This window comes from Alkalihalophilus pseudofirmus OF4, assembly GCF_000005825.2.
Taxonomy (GTDB): domain Bacteria; phylum Bacillota; class Bacilli; order Bacillales; family Bacillaceae_D; genus Alkalihalophilus; species Alkalihalophilus pseudofirmus.
In genome coordinates, this window is sequence record NC_013791.2 from 2,703,048 (window position 1) to 2,717,810 (window position 14,763).

The following is a 14,763-nucleotide window of genomic DNA, read 5'->3' on the forward strand; positions in this document are numbered from 1 at the left end:
TCTTGAAGCTATTGTATCAGCTTGTATCCCTACAGAGCATGTAAGCGGTTTAAAATGTCGAATATTGTGAGTGAGAGGTATATTTTTAAGGGTAAAATGCATCTCACTCCGCTACCTTTGTAACTTTCCGAATGGTTTATAACTCAAATTGCTCCCTTAATGCCCTCACATATGTTCTGCTTGCAGGAATCTCCTCTTTCACTCCCTTAAGCTTAATTTGATAAGCTCCATTGAACCAAGGAATGAGACCTGCAATCTCTGCGGCGTTTACGAGATAACTTTTATGTGTTTGAACAAATGGATACCCGGCTAACTTTTGCTTTAAGTCCTTTAAAGGGGTCCTCAGCCTGTACTCTTTTTCTCTGGTTCTAATGACCGTGTCCCTTTCTTCTCTTGCCATGTATATAATTGTGTTCGGGTCGATATAGCTGATCTCTTCATTATCCTCTACAGCAAGCCTGGTAAGCCTGCTCTCTATTTTCCGCTCATCAGACTCTTTATCATCCATTTGGTCTCTATACCTGCTTAACGCCTCACTTAGCTCCTCCTCATCGAACGGTTTTAATAAGTAGTCAAAAGCTTGTACTCGGAATGCTTTTGCTGCATATTGTTCATGAGCCGTAGCAAAAATCACTTTCGGTTTCTTTTTTAATTTATTTAAAGAGGAAGCGAGCTCCAGACCATTTATTTTAGGCATGTCTATATCAAGAAAAACGAGGTCAGGCTCTTTATTCATTATGGAGACTAATCCAGATTGAGCATCAGTGCAGCGATCAATAACCTCAATATCTTTATGCTCACTCAAAAGATGACTGAGCTCATCCCTGCTGTGCGGTTCATCATCTATAATCATCGTTTTAATTTTAGTCATTAGACTCGTCCCTTTCTTGATTTATACATAAAGTAAACGTGGCTCCCTGCTCTACCTCACTCTTAACCTTAATCTCAAAATGGCTTCCATACATCATTTCAAGTCTTCTTTTCATATTGTATAAACCAATTCCTGTCCCAACTTCAGATTGAACAGGCTGAGTAAAGAGTTCTTTCTGTCTCTGTTCAGATATTCCTACCCCGCTGTCTTCAACATCTATGCACACAAAATGCTCATGTTGATACACACGGATAACAAGCGTGCAATGTCCCACTTTATCCTTCAACCCATGTTTCATCGCATTTTCTACTAAAGGCTGCAAGGTCATTGGAGGAACTGTAACATACATAAGAGAGTCTGATACTTCGTAATAAACCTCCAATCGATCACTGAACCTTGCCTGCTCAATCTGTAAATAAGCCTTCACATGGTTTAATTCCTCTTTTATCGTTGCCTCTTTGGCATGAATTCCAGTTAAGTTCTGTCTAAAAAACTTAGATAAGGATATAAGCAGCTTTCTTGCCTTGTTTGGATCCGTTCTTATTAATGAGACAATCGTATTAAGAGCATTAAATAGAAAATGAGGATTGACTTGTGCTTCTAGTGCATTAATTTCTGCTTGTTTTGCGAGTTTTAACTGATCATCTGCATAAGCCAGCTGTAATTGCTGACTTAATAATTCAGCTAATCCCTTTGCCAGCTCGATCGTAGTAGGTGTTCTTTCTTTTTCTGATTTAAAATACAGCTTTAACGTACCAACCGGCTTCTCATTTTGGATCAGCGGGGCAATAATGGCCGAATGATGCGGTTCTCGTACATTTAAACCTTCCATATCCCTTGCATCAGCAAGCTTCCATTCCCCTGTTTTTAATACTTCTTTTGTGGCTTTCGTTTTAATTTCTTGTTTTTCATTCCCATTTTCCTCGCCTACATAAGCGAGCACCGTTTGGTGGTTTGTGATCGAAACTGCTGCAACATTAATCTCTTTAAATAAAATATGACATGCTGCTTTAGCAGAGCTCTCATTGAGCCCCTTGCGCATATACTTTAACGTTTGATTAGCCAGTTTAAACGAACGTTCTGCTTGAAGCTTCCCCATTCTTTCTTCTTCGTTTATCACATTTCTAATAATTAAGATGAAAATAGCCGTACCGATTCCATTTGCAATAATCATCGGTACGCCAATGCTTGAGACCAGCGCCCAAGCAGCCGAGAAAGGCTTTGCAATAAGCAGGATAATCAACATTTGAACAGCTTCAGCTAGCATTCCTATTAATAAGGCATTTTTCCACGAGACCATCCGATGATTACGGTATTTCTTATAGAAATATCCCGCAATTAAACCTGCTAAGACTGTAGAGATCGCACAAGCCAAAGCAGAGAATCCTCCAAGGGTGTAACGATGAATACCGGCAATCAACCCCGCGCCGATACCTACCTTCCACCCACCTAAGAGTCCAGCAACAACAATGCCGATCACCCTCGCATTGGCAATTGCTTCATCATCAGTTAAAGAAAGCGTCCACCTCGTGTAGACCCCTTCCTCAGCATTGATGGTTAAACCTGTATAAGTGCCGATGATGCCAAACAAACCGAACATCAAAATAAAGTGAAGGCGTTGAATCGACGAGACATTTTTTTCTTCAATAATATTACGGACAAAACGAAAGCGAGTAACTAAGAAGGCAACTGTTACAATGATTCCGAGCCGCTCTAGCATGACTAATAACAATTCCCACATAACACTCACTTCCTTTCATCTGCTTAACCTATCCACTTATTTAGGCGGGTAGTAGATCAGCATCGTTACGATACACTCATCTTCTACATCTGTATTTTTATAGGCATGAATATCATCTGCTCTAAAATGAATCGCTTGTCCCTTTTTCAACTGATAAAGTTGATTCCCGACCGTTAACTCTAAATTCCCCTCTTCTACCACTAAATACTCTTCTACTCCTTTTTGATGAGGTTCTGATACATATGAACTGTCCTTAGCTAATGAGAATGAGAATAATTCAAATGGCTTATTTAGAGGTTTTGGAAACAGTGGATACACTTTAAACGCTTCATCATGGCCTGTAAGTGGTTCTATCTCTTCTTTTTTTACCACGGTCACTGCGTCCTGTTCTTCCTCAAGAAAAGATGTAAATGAAACATTCAACCCTTTAGCAATTTTCCATAAAGTCCCTACCGTAGGATTCGATTCACCTCTTTCGATTTGACCTAGCATCGGTTTACTAACAGTTGTGATTTGCGCTAAATGATCTAGGCTGTATCCTTGCTCTACTCTTAAAGCCTTTAAACGAACTCCAATTAATTTCGATAACTGTTCCTTCTCCATCAAAAATCTCCTTGTGCAAATGTATTTTATAACATACAATCATATAACATAACATACATTTTGAGAGTAACTTTTGTAACAAGTGTACCATGATCATTTAATAGTAGGGGAGATCAATATGAGTTCAACTGTACTCACTCAAGAAAAAACTGAATTTTCACGCGGACTTTTAGCCGGCACAAGTATCGCGATCGGATATTTACCTGCTGCGATTACATTCGGGTTATTAGCTAAAGGTACTGGATTAAGCTTTTTTGAATCTATGGCTATGAGTATGTTCGTCTTTGCAGGGGCGGCACAATATATGGCTCTAAATTTAATAGCGATTGGAACAGGTGCATTTGAAATTATTTTTACGACCTTTATTGTTAACATCCGTCATTTACTTATGAGCGCCTCAGTCAATGAAAAAGTTGAAAATGCCCACCCTCTTACTAAAGCCATTTATTCCTTTGGGCTGACAGATGAGGTGTTCGCTGTTACCTCGACGCAGGAAGGAAAGGTGAAGTCAGGATTTATTATAGGTGTGGCTGTCATGGCCTATGCCAGCTGGGTTTTAAATACAGGAGTTGGCTATCTCATGGGGTCTGCGCTGCCTCAGTCCCTCCAAGAAAGCATGGCGATTGCGCTTTATGCCATGTTCATCGCCCTTTTAATCCCTTCCCTTAAAAAGCAAAGAAAAATAGTGTGGCTTGCAATCAGTGCTGCAACCCTGAACAGTTTCCTTTCTTTATTTATACCAAGTGGTTGGTCGATTATCTTAGCTACATTAATCGCTTCAACAGCCATTGAATACATACGTCCAAAGAAAGGAGTTTCTTAATATGAATATGACTATGCTTGTTATTATAGCTGGAATGGCAATCGTAACCTATATACCAAGAATGCTCCCATTGACGTTCATGGATTCCCTGCCGATTCCTCCTTGGCTTCAAGCTATCTTAAAAAATGTACCATATGCCGCCTTAGGAGCACTCATATTTCCTGGTATTTTAACCGCCCATGAAAATGTGTTATTCAGTTTAATAGGGGCACTAACAGCTATCACAGCTGCCTATCTTGGAGCTAATCTAATTATTGTTGTATTAAGCAGCATCCTCATGCTCATGACCTTGACCCTGATTTTTTAGATCTTTTCCTAGATCTATTTCTAAATCATTTTTTAGAAGTATACAACGCCCCTCCTCACCGCCTCTCCCCTTTCATTCTTAGAGCGAAAACGATACAATAAAAGAATGCACTTAGAATGAAACGGGGTGAAGGTAATTGGACCACCTTTCAATTGACAAAGACTTTCCAGAAGATAACCTTTTAGAACAAGAATTAGAGCAAGACATCATAAAAACGTATAAATCACTTATTACCTCACGCTACTTCACCAAAAGTCAAATTGAACAAATTGTTATCCAAACACAAAAAAGTATGGAGACAGATCATTTTCTAATGCAAGCAGAGAAAATGTTAATTTATATTAAAGGTGTTTTCTCCTTAGCCAACAGGTTGCAAACATATGAGGAGTATGATCGCCGCTTTTCCCATTACTTCACTTCCTTAATGAGCGACATTCTCCTATTATTAAAGGAAGATACAGAAGATTTCAAAGCAGTTGACAAGGTAATTCAGCGTATCCTGTTTTACTTCGTATATGATGCCGGGTTAAGTAAATCCCCTTGGCCATATTTAGTACAAAATCTTGCTGATCTCGCTTTACCTAGACAGCTTGAAGCGATAGAGAGTTTTTTACAAGAAACTTTACATGAAGCTGAGTGTGCAAGGTCTACCTTAGTTGCCTATAGCTACATTCTCTTATTAGTCGGCAAGGAGTCTAAATCATTATCCTTGTTACGCAAAGAACAGCATCTAAGTCAGCAGGAAGTTACACCACATTTTACTTGTCTAAAAAAACGAGAGCGCTTTAAGACCATTCAGTTATGGTTTAATCAATTATTTCCTAATAGAGTCGAAAGAGGTTACGGTTCTCTTCAAGGAATCGCTGATGAGATGAATGCTTCCCTTCATAAATCCGCAAACGAAATGTCAACGGTTTGGAGAAGGTGGTTATTATCACCCAGCTTCACACGATTTCAGTCTCTATTTGTCCATGTACCAGAAGAAGACCAGGAAACGTTACTCTACGAATTGTTAGCTGAGCTCAAAAAATCCTTGCATCAAACAGAAACAACTCTTACCTATCTACGCATACTAAGGGAGTACAAAATGTTTGACGAAGCCGCCTCTTATTTTTTGATCTTTGAACATGATCCGCTCAGGCTGCATCAGGAGAAAAAAGATTTGCTTAAAGATATAGAGCTTACTTATCCACAGCTCGCAAAGCCGATACATCATCAATTTATTGTCAGGCTGGTGGAGAAAAAATCACGTGTACATTATGAAGCAGCGGTCTCATCAATTAAGATATTGCAGAAAATTTATGAGAGATTAGAGGAAAATGAACAATTCTATCATTATATAGCTAAAATGAGGAAGCAGTATCGAACGTATCGGGCGTTTGTTGAGGAGTTGAAAAAGATTGAATAAACAAATCATGGTACATTGCGGATGGTTAGAAGGGAACTTTTTTCTTTGGGCAGAAAAACTGAATCGATCGAAATTCGATCAAATCGTTAGTTTTCAATACCCTTTTTTAGTTCCTGCATTTGAACTCAAATTAGCGCTTTACCGCCATGATCAAAATAGTTTCTATGGGACGTTTGTTGAAACAGAAAAAGCGGTTATTGATGTACCGTTAAAAAACAGGGAGTTTGTTTCTCCTGCAGGTCAAATGACGATTTATCAAGCACAAGAACAAATGAAATCTTACTCTTTTCCTATTGAAGGTATTCGATTATCAATTAATGAGCTTCTAGATCAATCGGAGCTCATCGACCATTGGGATGAGCAAGAAGACCTTGTCCTTTCACCAGATTTAAAGTATTGGATGAGTCTTTTTTCTGAAGTTAAATCCTTGATCGCGCGTGGAGATATCGAGCCTAAAGCAAGCGGAGAATGGAATCTGTCATCATTTCGCTGGAATGAGTGGTCAGAAGCTCTGCCTAAGGTAAGCTTTTCGTTAAGGCCGACAACAGCATATATTCAATCCAAATCAACCCAGACTACTTTGTTAGAAGACTTTAAGGACGTTCTATGGCGTTTTGCTGATTCGGCGATCCGCTCTCTTCTTAATGATCCTAATTGTCAAGCTGCCTATCAAGAGTGGATTCATGCAGCAGACGAGGAGCTAAAACCATCACTAGAAGCATTAGCCACAAGCAATCAAGTGCATGTCCATTTATCTGAACAAGCTTTTGGAGAGCGACTTGGTACAGTTAAGGTAGAACCTTTCAAAACAGCCCTTGCCCTCGTTGAACCGAATGACCAAGATGACGACTGGAGCATTTCGCTTTGTGTAATTGACCGTGAATATCCGAGCCAAGTCATTGAGATGAGTGAGTTAGAGCGCGGGGAACATCCGTGGAGAAGCAATCCTATCAGCCAACTAAAAAAGGACGTTTCAGAGCTGCAATCAAAGATTCCCATTCTTGATTCTTTATCTGTTTCTGCCCCAACCTTAAAACTTAGCGCTGATCAAGCGTATGAACTTTTTACGATCCATCACTCATTGCTTAAATCAATGGGCATTCACCTTATTGTGCCTAAATGGTTAAAAGAGCGCAAAAAAGTTAAAGTTGAGCTCACAGTAGAAGGCATTCATCAACCAGCAACAAGTGAACCTTTACTCGACTGGCAAAGCCTGGCTTCATTTACTTATCAGATTGCTATTGGAGATAGCACCTTAACAGCGGAACAATTTGATCAATTTGTTAAAGGCAGCAAACCATTTATATATGCGAACGGGGAATGGATCAGCTGGGACCCAAAGCTTGCCGCAAAGCTTCAATCCTACCTTAACAGTACATTAAATGAGACGACGTATTTTGAGGCCCTTAAAAAGGATCAAGATGCAGAAGAATGGATAGATGAACTTGACGTAGAATGGGATTTTAACTGGGGAGAGACGCTTGAGAAATCTTTAGAATTATTATATAAACAAGCCCCCCCTTTAATTGAGCTTCCTGACAGCCTTCACGGGGAACTACGTCCTTACCAGCATCAAGGTGTCTCTTGGATCGCTCAATTACGACACACAGGATTTGGCGGCTGCTTAGCTGATGACATGGGTCTTGGAAAATCGATTCAAACGATTGCTTATATCCTTTTTACGTTAGAAAATCAAACGAAAGAGCAACGAAAACCATTCCTGCTCATTTGTCCAACTTCACTTATTTACAACTGGTTAAAAGAGTGTGAAAAATTCGCTCCTAGTGCGCGAATTTTTGTTCATCACGGGCAGTCACGCCTGACAGAACAAGAAGTTGATTCGATGGAAGAATGGGATATCATTTTAACTTCCTATCAATTAGCAGTCAGAGATACAGAGTTATTAAAGAACGTTACTTGGAATGGGCTCATTTTAGATGAGGCTCAGCACATTAAAAATGTGGATACAAAGCAACGGCGCGCTATTAAGCAAATTAAAGCCGCTCATCGATTAGCCCTGACTGGAACACCTATTGAAAACCGACTAAAAGAATTATGGTCGTTAATTGATGTGATTAACCCATCATTCCTCGGCTCTTTCAAGTCGTTTCAAGATTCCTTTATCAAGCCGATTGAAAAAGATCAGAATCAGGATAAGCTTAAGACACTGCAGCAGCTTATTTATCCATTTATTTTAAGGCGGAAGAAATCGGATGAATTATTGCAGTTAGGGTTGCCGGAGAAACTAGAGCAGGTCCATAAGGTAACATTATCGGTCGAACAAGCTGCCCTGTATCAGGCAGTAGTGGATGATATTTTATCAAGGCTGAATCAAGTATCACAGCTCGAGAGACGCGCTTTAATCTTAAAAAGCCTTACAAAATTAAAGCAAATTTGTAATCATCCTGCCCAATTTCTTAAAACTGATGAAGTAAGCAGGCATGACTCAAGAAAGTGGGATGAATTATTTGCTTTAATTGAAGACATTCACAATCGAAACGAGAAGGTGTTAATTTTTTCTCAATATAAAGAAATGGGCCGTTTAATAGCTGAGGAGCTAGAGCGCCGCTATCAAAAAGACGTCCCTTTTCTACACGGCAGTCTAACAAGACCGAAGCGGCAAGAGGCTATTGAAAGATTTCAAGAAGACCCGGAAGTCACTGCTTTTGTTCTTTCTCTTAAAGCAGGAGGAGTTGGCCTAAACTTAACAGCGGCAAATCATGTGATCCATTATGACAGATGGTGGAATCCTGCAGTCGAAAATCAAGCAACTGACCGTGCCTTTAGGATCGGTCAGACAAAAGATGTGACAGTTCATAAATTAATGACTTCAGGTACACTCGAAGAGAGAATTGATAAGATGTTAACTCAAAAGCAATCCTTGGCAGATCAAGTGCTGCAAGCAGGAGAACAGCAGGTAACAGAATTGTCCAATGAAGAGATTCATCATTTAATACGTTTGACTACTAGTCCAGAAAGGAGTTTATAAAATAAGATGAAAGCAGAATATGAAGAGCCCTATAAAAGCTATTGGATCGGCTCAAAAAATATGCCTACCACCGAAAACTCCCCTAACTCTACAACTCCAACGCCTGCCCATCACTCTGAGATGTGGAGTAAAATGAAGCAGTCTATTCAAGAAGCCGCAAAGAAAAAATGGAATATTGTAGATGAATAATACATCCCAAAAAAGACTAAGCGATATAAACTCGCTTAGTCTTTTCTCTACATTTATTTGATCACTCTAATTCAATTGTACTTTCTGCTTTAAATTGTTCCTTATTCTCTACTTCTTCTCCGTCAACTGCAGCAGCAACCACTTCAATATAAATGGTATGAGTGCTTGATGACCACTGATCAGTTGAAAGTGTTTCTTGATAAGACTTTGTTTCACCCGGCTCAAATGTCTCAGAGGTTAACGCCATGGTAAACATCATCTCATTTGAGTAACGGTATACTTCATTTCCTTCTTCATCTACAACAACCAATTCATATTTCTGACCCGAGGTAAAGTCCAATGTAGCTGCTTCATCCATCTGATTTGTTATCTCGATATCTACCACGACCTCGCCCTCACCATTTTGTTCAGTAGTAACATTAACAGCCCAATCTGAATTCATAGCCGCATCGTCCCCTTCTGCTTGGTCTCCTCCTGGACTGGTAGCTGTTTGTCCACATGCTGTCATAAAGATCAATCCAAGCGCCATAAAAATAGAAAATATATGTTTCATGTACATCCTCCTTTTTACTCTTTGCGAAACAAACCATAAATTCCTGTTGTTTCGATTATATTTGTAAATGCTTCAGGATCAACAGAATCGATGACATGCTTAAGATCATATAATTCATATCTAGTAATCACGGTCATTAGAACTTCTTTTTCATCCGCCATATACCCACCTTTAGCAGGCAGTCTCGTTATTCCTCTGGTAATGCGTTCGTGTATCGCCTGTCTTAATTCTTCTGGTTTCTTCGTCACAATCATTGCTGTCAGCTTCACATGACGTGTATGAATGGCATCAATAACACGTGATGTCACATAAAGAGTAACCAGTGTATATAATGCTTTTTCAGGATCAAACAAAAAGCCGGAAGCTAGAACAATCACTCCGTTTAGTAAAAAGAAATAGATTCCTACGGGGCGGTCACTTAACCTTGATAAGATTAACACGATGATATCAATACCGCCTGTGGATGCACCTACTTTCAAAGTGATGCCTGCTCCTATTGCGGCAATCACACCTCCAAATACGGCATTTAATAAAATATCGCTTGAATAGTTTGTAATAGGTACAATTTCAAGAAATAATGTAGTAAAAGCGACGTTTAAAAAACTATAAACGGTGAAGCTCTTTCCAATTTTCAACCATCCGATAATTGCTACAGGAATATTCAGCAAGAATAACATTATACCAGTTGATAGGGGTAAAATCGTTGCCAATAATTGGGACACCCCTGTAAAACCACTTGCAAACACATTAGCTGGTATCAGAAAAAAGTTCAAAGAGATTGCTAATAAAAACGCTGAAAAGATAATGACCAACAGTTTCTTTAATTCGTTTACCATACGATCACCATACAGATGCTTTCACTTTTTCATTTAAGAGATGAGTACAAAACCAATCTACACCTTGCAACGTTGCGTGTCTCGTTACCTTATGAGATGTATTCGGTTCTTGAATAAACTGAATTCGATCTGTTTGATCATATTGATCATAAAGCTGTGCATACAGGGCTTTTGAATAATCAAAAGGTACAACCTGATCTTGTTCCCCGTGCCAAATCAAAAGCGGTCTCTCATTTAATGCTTCTAGATTTTGTGATAAGTCTACTGCTTTTAACTGACTTAACATCGCTTGCTTCATTTTCTCTTCAAGCGTATGCCCAGAGTCTTCAATCATTTTAATTTGGGCATTAGCAAATGACTGGAAATAGGCAGTACCCATAAACGAAACAGCCGAATGAATCCAAGAATATTGACTGAGTGTCCCATACATTGTGATCGCGCCCATTGAGGTTCCTGCAACGCCGATGCGTTCATTATCAATCAATTCTCGTTGCTGCAGATTATCTTTAATCAAGCTGATTTCTTTAATTGATTGTAAGACAATATTCCAAAAAAGAACATCACGATCTTTTCCGCGCACATCCCCCTCACGTTCCCCGTGATGGAGTGCATCAGGCAGGATCACCCGAAATCCTTTCTCTGCTAATAAATAGGCTATCGCTAAATTATGTTCTTTAGCACTTGTATACCCATGAAGGAAAAAGACTGTAGGAAGTTGTTTGGTATGATCATTTTCTGCTTTCACTACATGTAACGTAGGGATGTTATGGATCGTTTCATTTTTTATTGTAATCAATTTGTCTGCTCCTTCCAATAATTAGATTCCATTTGTGATACGGATTATTATAGCACTGGAATTTAATTATTTCATTAAAACAATTCTTACGATAAGAGCCTAAGTTACCTTTACTACACAACCTGCCCTTATTTATCAAAAAACAAACAAAAAGCCACCCGCATTGGTGACTTAATATTGATTCTGCTGTTGTTTTTCATTATATCTTTGAACACTGTAGAGGGCACCTTCATTCACCATTTTATTATCATCTACATCATACGGGTCAGGGTGTCCTGCTTTAATCTCAGTTTGACCATTTTGATTTTCTGCTCTTTGCTTGGTCACTTTTGTGTACATTTGCTTTAATTGACGTTTTGCTTTTTCTCTTCTTTCTTCATCTTTTAGAAGCATAGTTGTAGCACTTGCTACTCCTGCGACAACAGAGGCGACTAGAGTTCGCTTCATATTCATAAATGATCTCCCACCTTTTCAAATTGTTACAATATGTTTTCCCTAAATAAATCAAAGTAAACATTTATCATGATTTCCGGTGAGAATGCACACACTATAATATCATTTATGAAAGCAGGTGAATTATGTCACACACTGGAGATTCAAACAAAAAAAAGAAAGATAATAATGCAATCAATGCTAAGAAAAATCAACAAGCAATGGAAAATGCCCGCCGCGGCAAGCATACTGACTCAAAAGAACCAGACCACCTATAAAAGAGCAAAGCAGAGGATTAGTTAAAGATCTCCTCTGCTCCCTCTATTTCTTCTTGCTGACTGTCTCCAAAGCCTCTTAGTTGGTGATCCCAATAACCGATACGTTCAATCGATTGATCACTGCCTGCTATAAACCATATGGAACCAAACTCCACATCATAAATGATCACTTGTTTTCCATCAATCGATTCTCTCACATACTGATTACCATACGCACGAATGGCATCATTTAACCGGTCTCCTACAGAAATTCCTTTTGACGTTTCGTAACCAGCATTTGAGACGATCAAATGTGATAGAGCATTATCTGTGATTTCAATTTGAAGATCAAAGGCTTTTTCTGTTCGTTCATGCCCGTACCGATCTCTATATGTAAACTCATTTTCTGATCCATAAAAACCAATATAATCAGCAGTCATTCCATACCCAGTATTCCAGTGAATGGCTCCTAACACACCGTTTACTTGTTCTTTATTTAATCCGATAGACAGGCCTGCCAATTCCATCAGACCTGGCGAATTAAGGTGAATGATCCCTGCGTCTTGATACATGTAATAATCAAAGCCTAATTTTCCTACATCTGCTAGTCGAATCACATCTCGGTTTTGAAAATAGTCAAGAGAAAAACCAGATAAAAAAGAAAGGATCTCTTCATGTTCTTTCTCTTCTTCTGTCATTTCTCTGTTTTCAATGCTTTCAATGCTTTCAATGCTTTCAATCCTTGAATCCTCATCTGCAAGGGACTTTTTTTTGCGCTCTTCATTTAGCACTCGGATAATTTTTTGGACATATCTATCTCCATCATTAAGCTCTTCATTAAAAAGAGCTGCCTCCATTAACACCGGTCTCAAAGGAAGCCACCATTCACCGTTTATCTTTACCGGTTCTCCTACGTACCTTTGTTCTTGACCATCTATATAAAACCAAGTCTTTGCTGTTTCTGATGCGTAAGAATGAGAAGGTGACACGAAAAACAAACAACTTAAGACCAAAGACAATATACCTATTTTTATTTTATTCATTCTTTCCAACCCCTATTAATATTCTCCATTGTCAATAGTTTACTAGAATTTAACCTTTTTTCCTACAACAATCTACATTATTTTTGGGGTTAATGTCATTTTATTGATCAAAAAAAGAACTCAGATACCTGAGCTCTTAGCGTGAATTCAACTATGCTTTTCTTCCCGTGATTAGACGGAATATAAACAAGACTAATGCGATCACCAGAAGGATATGGATTAAGTTCCCTGCAATTTCAAAACTAAAGCCTAACAGCCATAAAATGAGCAAGATGATTAAGATTGTCCACATTTATACCCTCCTCCTTTCTGCATTCAGTATGTTTAGCATCACCCATCTCGTTAAAATTACTCAAAAGAAAGCACAGTGCCTTTTGACACTGTGCAGCTTTTTAACGATATAACTCTTGGGTATTTTCAACCATCCATTCAAGGCCGTCCTGACGATCCCCATCCCAGCTCAGCATACCGCCGTAGTAATTTCTAACATCATTAAATCCGTTGTTTTTTAAATAAAGTGCTACATTTTGACTTCGCGCCCCGCTGCGGCAAATAAATACGTAGCTTTTTGACTTATCAAGCTTCTCAAGATGAGCAGGGATTGTTTGCATAGGGATTAAAGGAACGCCAGGGATATGACTTTCTTCGTACTCATCTATTTCACGAACATCAATCAGAATAGGTGAGGCTGAATCGTTCACCATTCCTTTTAATTCATCCGTATCGACTTGGATAATACCATCTAATTCATTGCTCATTCATCTCTCTCCTTACTCTGCTTCATTTATTCGTTTAATCATTAATCATCATTAATCAATAGGACGTCTGCGCAGCATAATTAATCGATAAGTGTGCAGAACAATTACTTTTCCGACTGCATATGTCGGGACGGCTAATAATAAGCCTAACAGACCAGCAAATCTGCTTGCAACAAGCAATAATAAGATAATCGTTAACGGATGAATATCTAATTTTCTTCCCATAACTTGTGGAGAGATTAAATTACTTTCAATTTGTTGGACCACAACTACTACTATTATTACGAGTAACGCCATAAACGGGGAATCAAGGAACCCGACGATCACACCAGGAAACGTCCCAATCCACGGACCTACAAATGGAATAACATTTGTAAACATGGCAACTAAAGCTAAGACAAGAGGATATTCAATCCCGATGATAAGGTAGCCTATGTATACAAGCACACCAACACAAATACTAACAATAATTTGCCCTTGAATATAAGAGCTCAATGCATAATCCATATCAGATAGGATTCGCTGTCCTTCCTTCTGGTGTTTTCTAGGCAGCAGCCTGAGAACTTGGTTAGGGGCTTTCTCTCCTTCTTTCAACATGTAATATAAAACAAATGGAATAATAATCAAAACAATGACTACATTTGCGATAAATCCAATAAAGCTAGCGACATTCGAACCAATGCTAGACATTATATTGGTCATATATTCTTCTAAGTTCGATGTGATCTCTTCTAGTGAGAAGTTTTCACTTTCTTGAAACCTTGAAATATATTCATTTTCCTGAATGGCTATAATCATGTTTCTAATTTCATTCATAAAAGTCGGCCAGTTACGTGTTAAGCTGGTAAACTGACGCTGTAATTCAGGCCCTACAAGTAAGATCAACGACGTTATTAATCCTATTGCGATTAAGTAAAGGATTAATATTGATATACTTCTCGGCATTTTTTTTGATAATAAATTCACAAATGGCCTTAATAAATAAAACAACACTCCTGCAAGAACAATAGGAGCAAAAAGAGTTTGAACAAGAACTACGATCGGCTTAAAGATCCAATCAACTAGTGATCCTAAATAGATAATTAAGAAAACAAGAGCAAGGCCTACTCCAAATCGAAATGCTTTACTTTGTGGCAGCATAGATTTCTAATTCCTTC

General features: G+C 38.7%; 17 protein-coding genes. 6 read left to right on the plus strand and 11 right to left on the minus strand.

The window, feature by feature from the left end; all coding sequences use genetic code 11:
* Positions 1-136: 136 nt before the first annotated feature.
* Genes BPOF4_RS13775 through BPOF4_RS13785 form a run of 3 tightly spaced genes read right to left on the minus strand, consistent with a single transcriptional unit; the run spans position 137 to position 3,215 of the window.
* Positions 137-871 (minus strand): LytR/AlgR family response regulator transcription factor, encoded by a 735-nt coding sequence (locus tag BPOF4_RS13775; RefSeq protein ID WP_012959793.1) that lies wholly within the window; start codon positions 869-871, stop codon positions 137-139.
* Positions 864-2,612, minus strand: coding sequence for a sensor histidine kinase (locus BPOF4_RS13780; protein ID WP_012959794.1), 1,749 nt, complete (start codon positions 2,610-2,612; stop codon positions 864-866). Before BPOF4_RS13780 ends, BPOF4_RS13775 begins: the two co-directional genes overlap by 8 nt.
* 36 nt (positions 2,613-2,648) lie before the next feature.
* The gene (locus tag BPOF4_RS13785) at positions 2,649-3,215 is read right to left on the minus strand and encodes a helix-turn-helix domain-containing protein (RefSeq protein WP_012959795.1); all 567 of its coding nucleotides are present in this window, start codon (positions 3,213-3,215) and stop codon (positions 2,649-2,651) included.
* A 118-nt stretch (positions 3,216-3,333) separates the two neighbouring features.
* Here BPOF4_RS13785 and BPOF4_RS13790 point away from each other — a divergent pair, with 118 nt between their 5' ends.
* From BPOF4_RS13790 to BPOF4_RS13810, 5 genes are all read left to right on the plus strand, one after another.
* On the plus strand, positions 3,334-4,038 hold the full coding sequence (locus BPOF4_RS13790; RefSeq protein WP_012959796.1) for an AzlC family ABC transporter permease: 705 nt from the start codon (positions 3,334-3,336) through the stop codon (positions 4,036-4,038).
* A 1-nt stretch (position 4,039) separates the two neighbouring features.
* Positions 4,040-4,345 carry an AzlD domain-containing protein gene (locus BPOF4_RS13795; protein ID WP_012959797.1) on the plus strand — a complete coding sequence of 102 codons (306 nt, stop codon included), beginning with the start codon at positions 4,040-4,042 and terminating at the stop codon, positions 4,343-4,345.
* 136 nt (positions 4,346-4,481) lie between these two features.
* Positions 4,482-5,753, plus strand: coding sequence for a hypothetical protein (locus tag BPOF4_RS13800; protein WP_012959798.1), 1,272 nt, complete (start codon positions 4,482-4,484; stop codon positions 5,751-5,753).
* Positions 5,746-8,742, plus strand: coding sequence for a DEAD/DEAH box helicase (locus BPOF4_RS13805; protein ID WP_012959799.1), 2,997 nt, complete (start codon positions 5,746-5,748; stop codon positions 8,740-8,742). Before BPOF4_RS13800 ends, BPOF4_RS13805 begins: the two co-directional genes overlap by 8 nt.
* A 6-nt stretch (positions 8,743-8,748) precedes the next feature.
* On the plus strand, positions 8,749-8,931 hold the full coding sequence (locus tag BPOF4_RS13810; RefSeq protein ID WP_012959800.1) for a hypothetical protein: 183 nt from the start codon (positions 8,749-8,751) through the stop codon (positions 8,929-8,931).
* A gap of 61 nt (positions 8,932-8,992) precedes the next feature.
* Here BPOF4_RS13810 and BPOF4_RS21245 read toward each other — a convergent pair whose 3' ends face one another.
* The 4 genes from BPOF4_RS21245 to BPOF4_RS13830 form a co-directional block, all read right to left on the minus strand.
* Complete coding sequence (locus BPOF4_RS21245; protein ID WP_012959801.1) at positions 8,993-9,484, minus strand: BsuPI-related putative proteinase inhibitor; 492 nt, start codon at positions 9,482-9,484, stop codon at positions 8,993-8,995.
* A gap of 14 nt (positions 9,485-9,498) precedes the next feature.
* A complete protein-coding gene (locus tag BPOF4_RS13820) occupies positions 9,499-10,320 on the minus strand; it encodes a YitT family protein (protein ID WP_012959802.1) in 822 nt (273 codons plus the stop codon).
* A gap of 4 nt (positions 10,321-10,324) precedes the next feature.
* Positions 10,325-11,116 (minus strand): esterase, encoded by a 792-nt coding sequence (yjfP, locus tag BPOF4_RS13825; protein WP_012959803.1) that lies wholly within the window; start codon positions 11,114-11,116, stop codon positions 10,325-10,327.
* A gap of 171 nt (positions 11,117-11,287) precedes the next feature.
* Entirely contained in the window at positions 11,288-11,569 is a 282-nt protein-coding gene (locus BPOF4_RS13830) for a hypothetical protein (RefSeq protein WP_012959804.1), read from the minus strand.
* Between the two features lie 125 nt (positions 11,570-11,694).
* Between BPOF4_RS13830 and BPOF4_RS22005 the strand changes: the two genes are divergently transcribed.
* Entirely contained in the window at positions 11,695-11,826 is a 132-nt protein-coding gene (locus tag BPOF4_RS22005) for a DUF3941 domain-containing protein (protein ID WP_075681162.1), read from the plus strand.
* Between the two features lie 17 nt (positions 11,827-11,843).
* Here BPOF4_RS22005 and BPOF4_RS13835 read toward each other — a convergent pair whose 3' ends face one another.
* The 4 genes from BPOF4_RS13835 to BPOF4_RS13845 all read right to left on the minus strand — a co-directional run bounded on the left by BPOF4_RS13835 (position 11,844) and on the right by BPOF4_RS13845 (position 14,743).
* The gene (locus BPOF4_RS13835; protein WP_012959806.1) at positions 11,844-12,848 is read right to left on the minus strand and encodes a hypothetical protein; all 1,005 of its coding nucleotides are present in this window, start codon (positions 12,846-12,848) and stop codon (positions 11,844-11,846) included.
* A 151-nt stretch (positions 12,849-12,999) separates the two neighbouring features.
* On the minus strand, positions 13,000-13,140 hold the full coding sequence (locus BPOF4_RS22010; RefSeq protein ID WP_012959807.1) for a lmo0937 family membrane protein: 141 nt from the start codon (positions 13,138-13,140) through the stop codon (positions 13,000-13,002).
* Positions 13,141-13,240: 100 nt separating this feature from the next.
* Positions 13,241-13,606, minus strand: coding sequence for a rhodanese-like domain-containing protein (locus BPOF4_RS13840; RefSeq protein ID WP_012959808.1), 366 nt, complete (start codon positions 13,604-13,606; stop codon positions 13,241-13,243).
* Positions 13,607-13,657: 51 nt separating this feature from the next.
* Positions 13,658-14,743 (minus strand): AI-2E family transporter, encoded by a 1,086-nt coding sequence (locus BPOF4_RS13845; protein ID WP_148229592.1) that lies wholly within the window; start codon positions 14,741-14,743, stop codon positions 13,658-13,660.
* Positions 14,744-14,763 lie beyond the last annotated feature (20 nt).

What these genes read in the sequence shown, in the direction of transcription:
- BPOF4_RS13795 (WP_012959797.1), top strand. Translation starts at nt 4,040, where the DNA reads ATGAATATGACTATGCTTGTTATTATAGCTGGAATGGCAATCGTAACC.
- BPOF4_RS13780 (WP_012959794.1), bottom strand. Translation starts at nt 2,612, where the DNA reads ATGTGGGAATTGTTATTAGTCATGCTAGAGCGGCTCGGAATCATTGTA.
- BPOF4_RS13775 (WP_012959793.1), bottom strand. Translation starts at nt 871, where the DNA reads ATGACTAAAATTAAAACGATGATTATAGATGATGAACCGCACAGCAGG.
- BPOF4_RS13790 (WP_012959796.1), top strand. Translation starts at nt 3,334, where the DNA reads ATGAGTTCAACTGTACTCACTCAAGAAAAAACTGAATTTTCACGCGGA.
- BPOF4_RS22005 (WP_075681162.1), top strand. Translation starts at nt 11,695, where the DNA reads ATGTCACACACTGGAGATTCAAACAAAAAAAAGAAAGATAATAATGCA.
- BPOF4_RS13810 (WP_012959800.1), top strand. Translation starts at nt 8,749, where the DNA reads ATGAAAGCAGAATATGAAGAGCCCTATAAAAGCTATTGGATCGGCTCA.
- BPOF4_RS22010 (WP_012959807.1), bottom strand. Translation starts at nt 13,140, where the DNA reads ATGTGGACAATCTTAATCATCTTGCTCATTTTATGGCTGTTAGGCTTT.
- BPOF4_RS13785 (WP_012959795.1), bottom strand. Translation starts at nt 3,215, where the DNA reads ATGGAGAAGGAACAGTTATCGAAATTAATTGGAGTTCGTTTAAAGGCT.
- BPOF4_RS13840 (WP_012959808.1), bottom strand. Translation starts at nt 13,606, where the DNA reads ATGAGCAATGAATTAGATGGTATTATCCAAGTCGATACGGATGAATTA.
- BPOF4_RS21245 (WP_012959801.1), bottom strand. Translation starts at nt 9,484, where the DNA reads ATGAAACATATATTTTCTATTTTTATGGCGCTTGGATTGATCTTTATG.
- BPOF4_RS13835 (WP_012959806.1), bottom strand. Translation starts at nt 12,848, where the DNA reads ATGAATAAAATAAAAATAGGTATATTGTCTTTGGTCTTAAGTTGTTTG.
- BPOF4_RS13830 (WP_012959804.1), bottom strand. Translation starts at nt 11,569, where the DNA reads ATGAATATGAAGCGAACTCTAGTCGCCTCTGTTGTCGCAGGAGTAGCA.
- BPOF4_RS13820 (WP_012959802.1), bottom strand. Translation starts at nt 10,320, where the DNA reads ATGGTAAACGAATTAAAGAAACTGTTGGTCATTATCTTTTCAGCGTTT.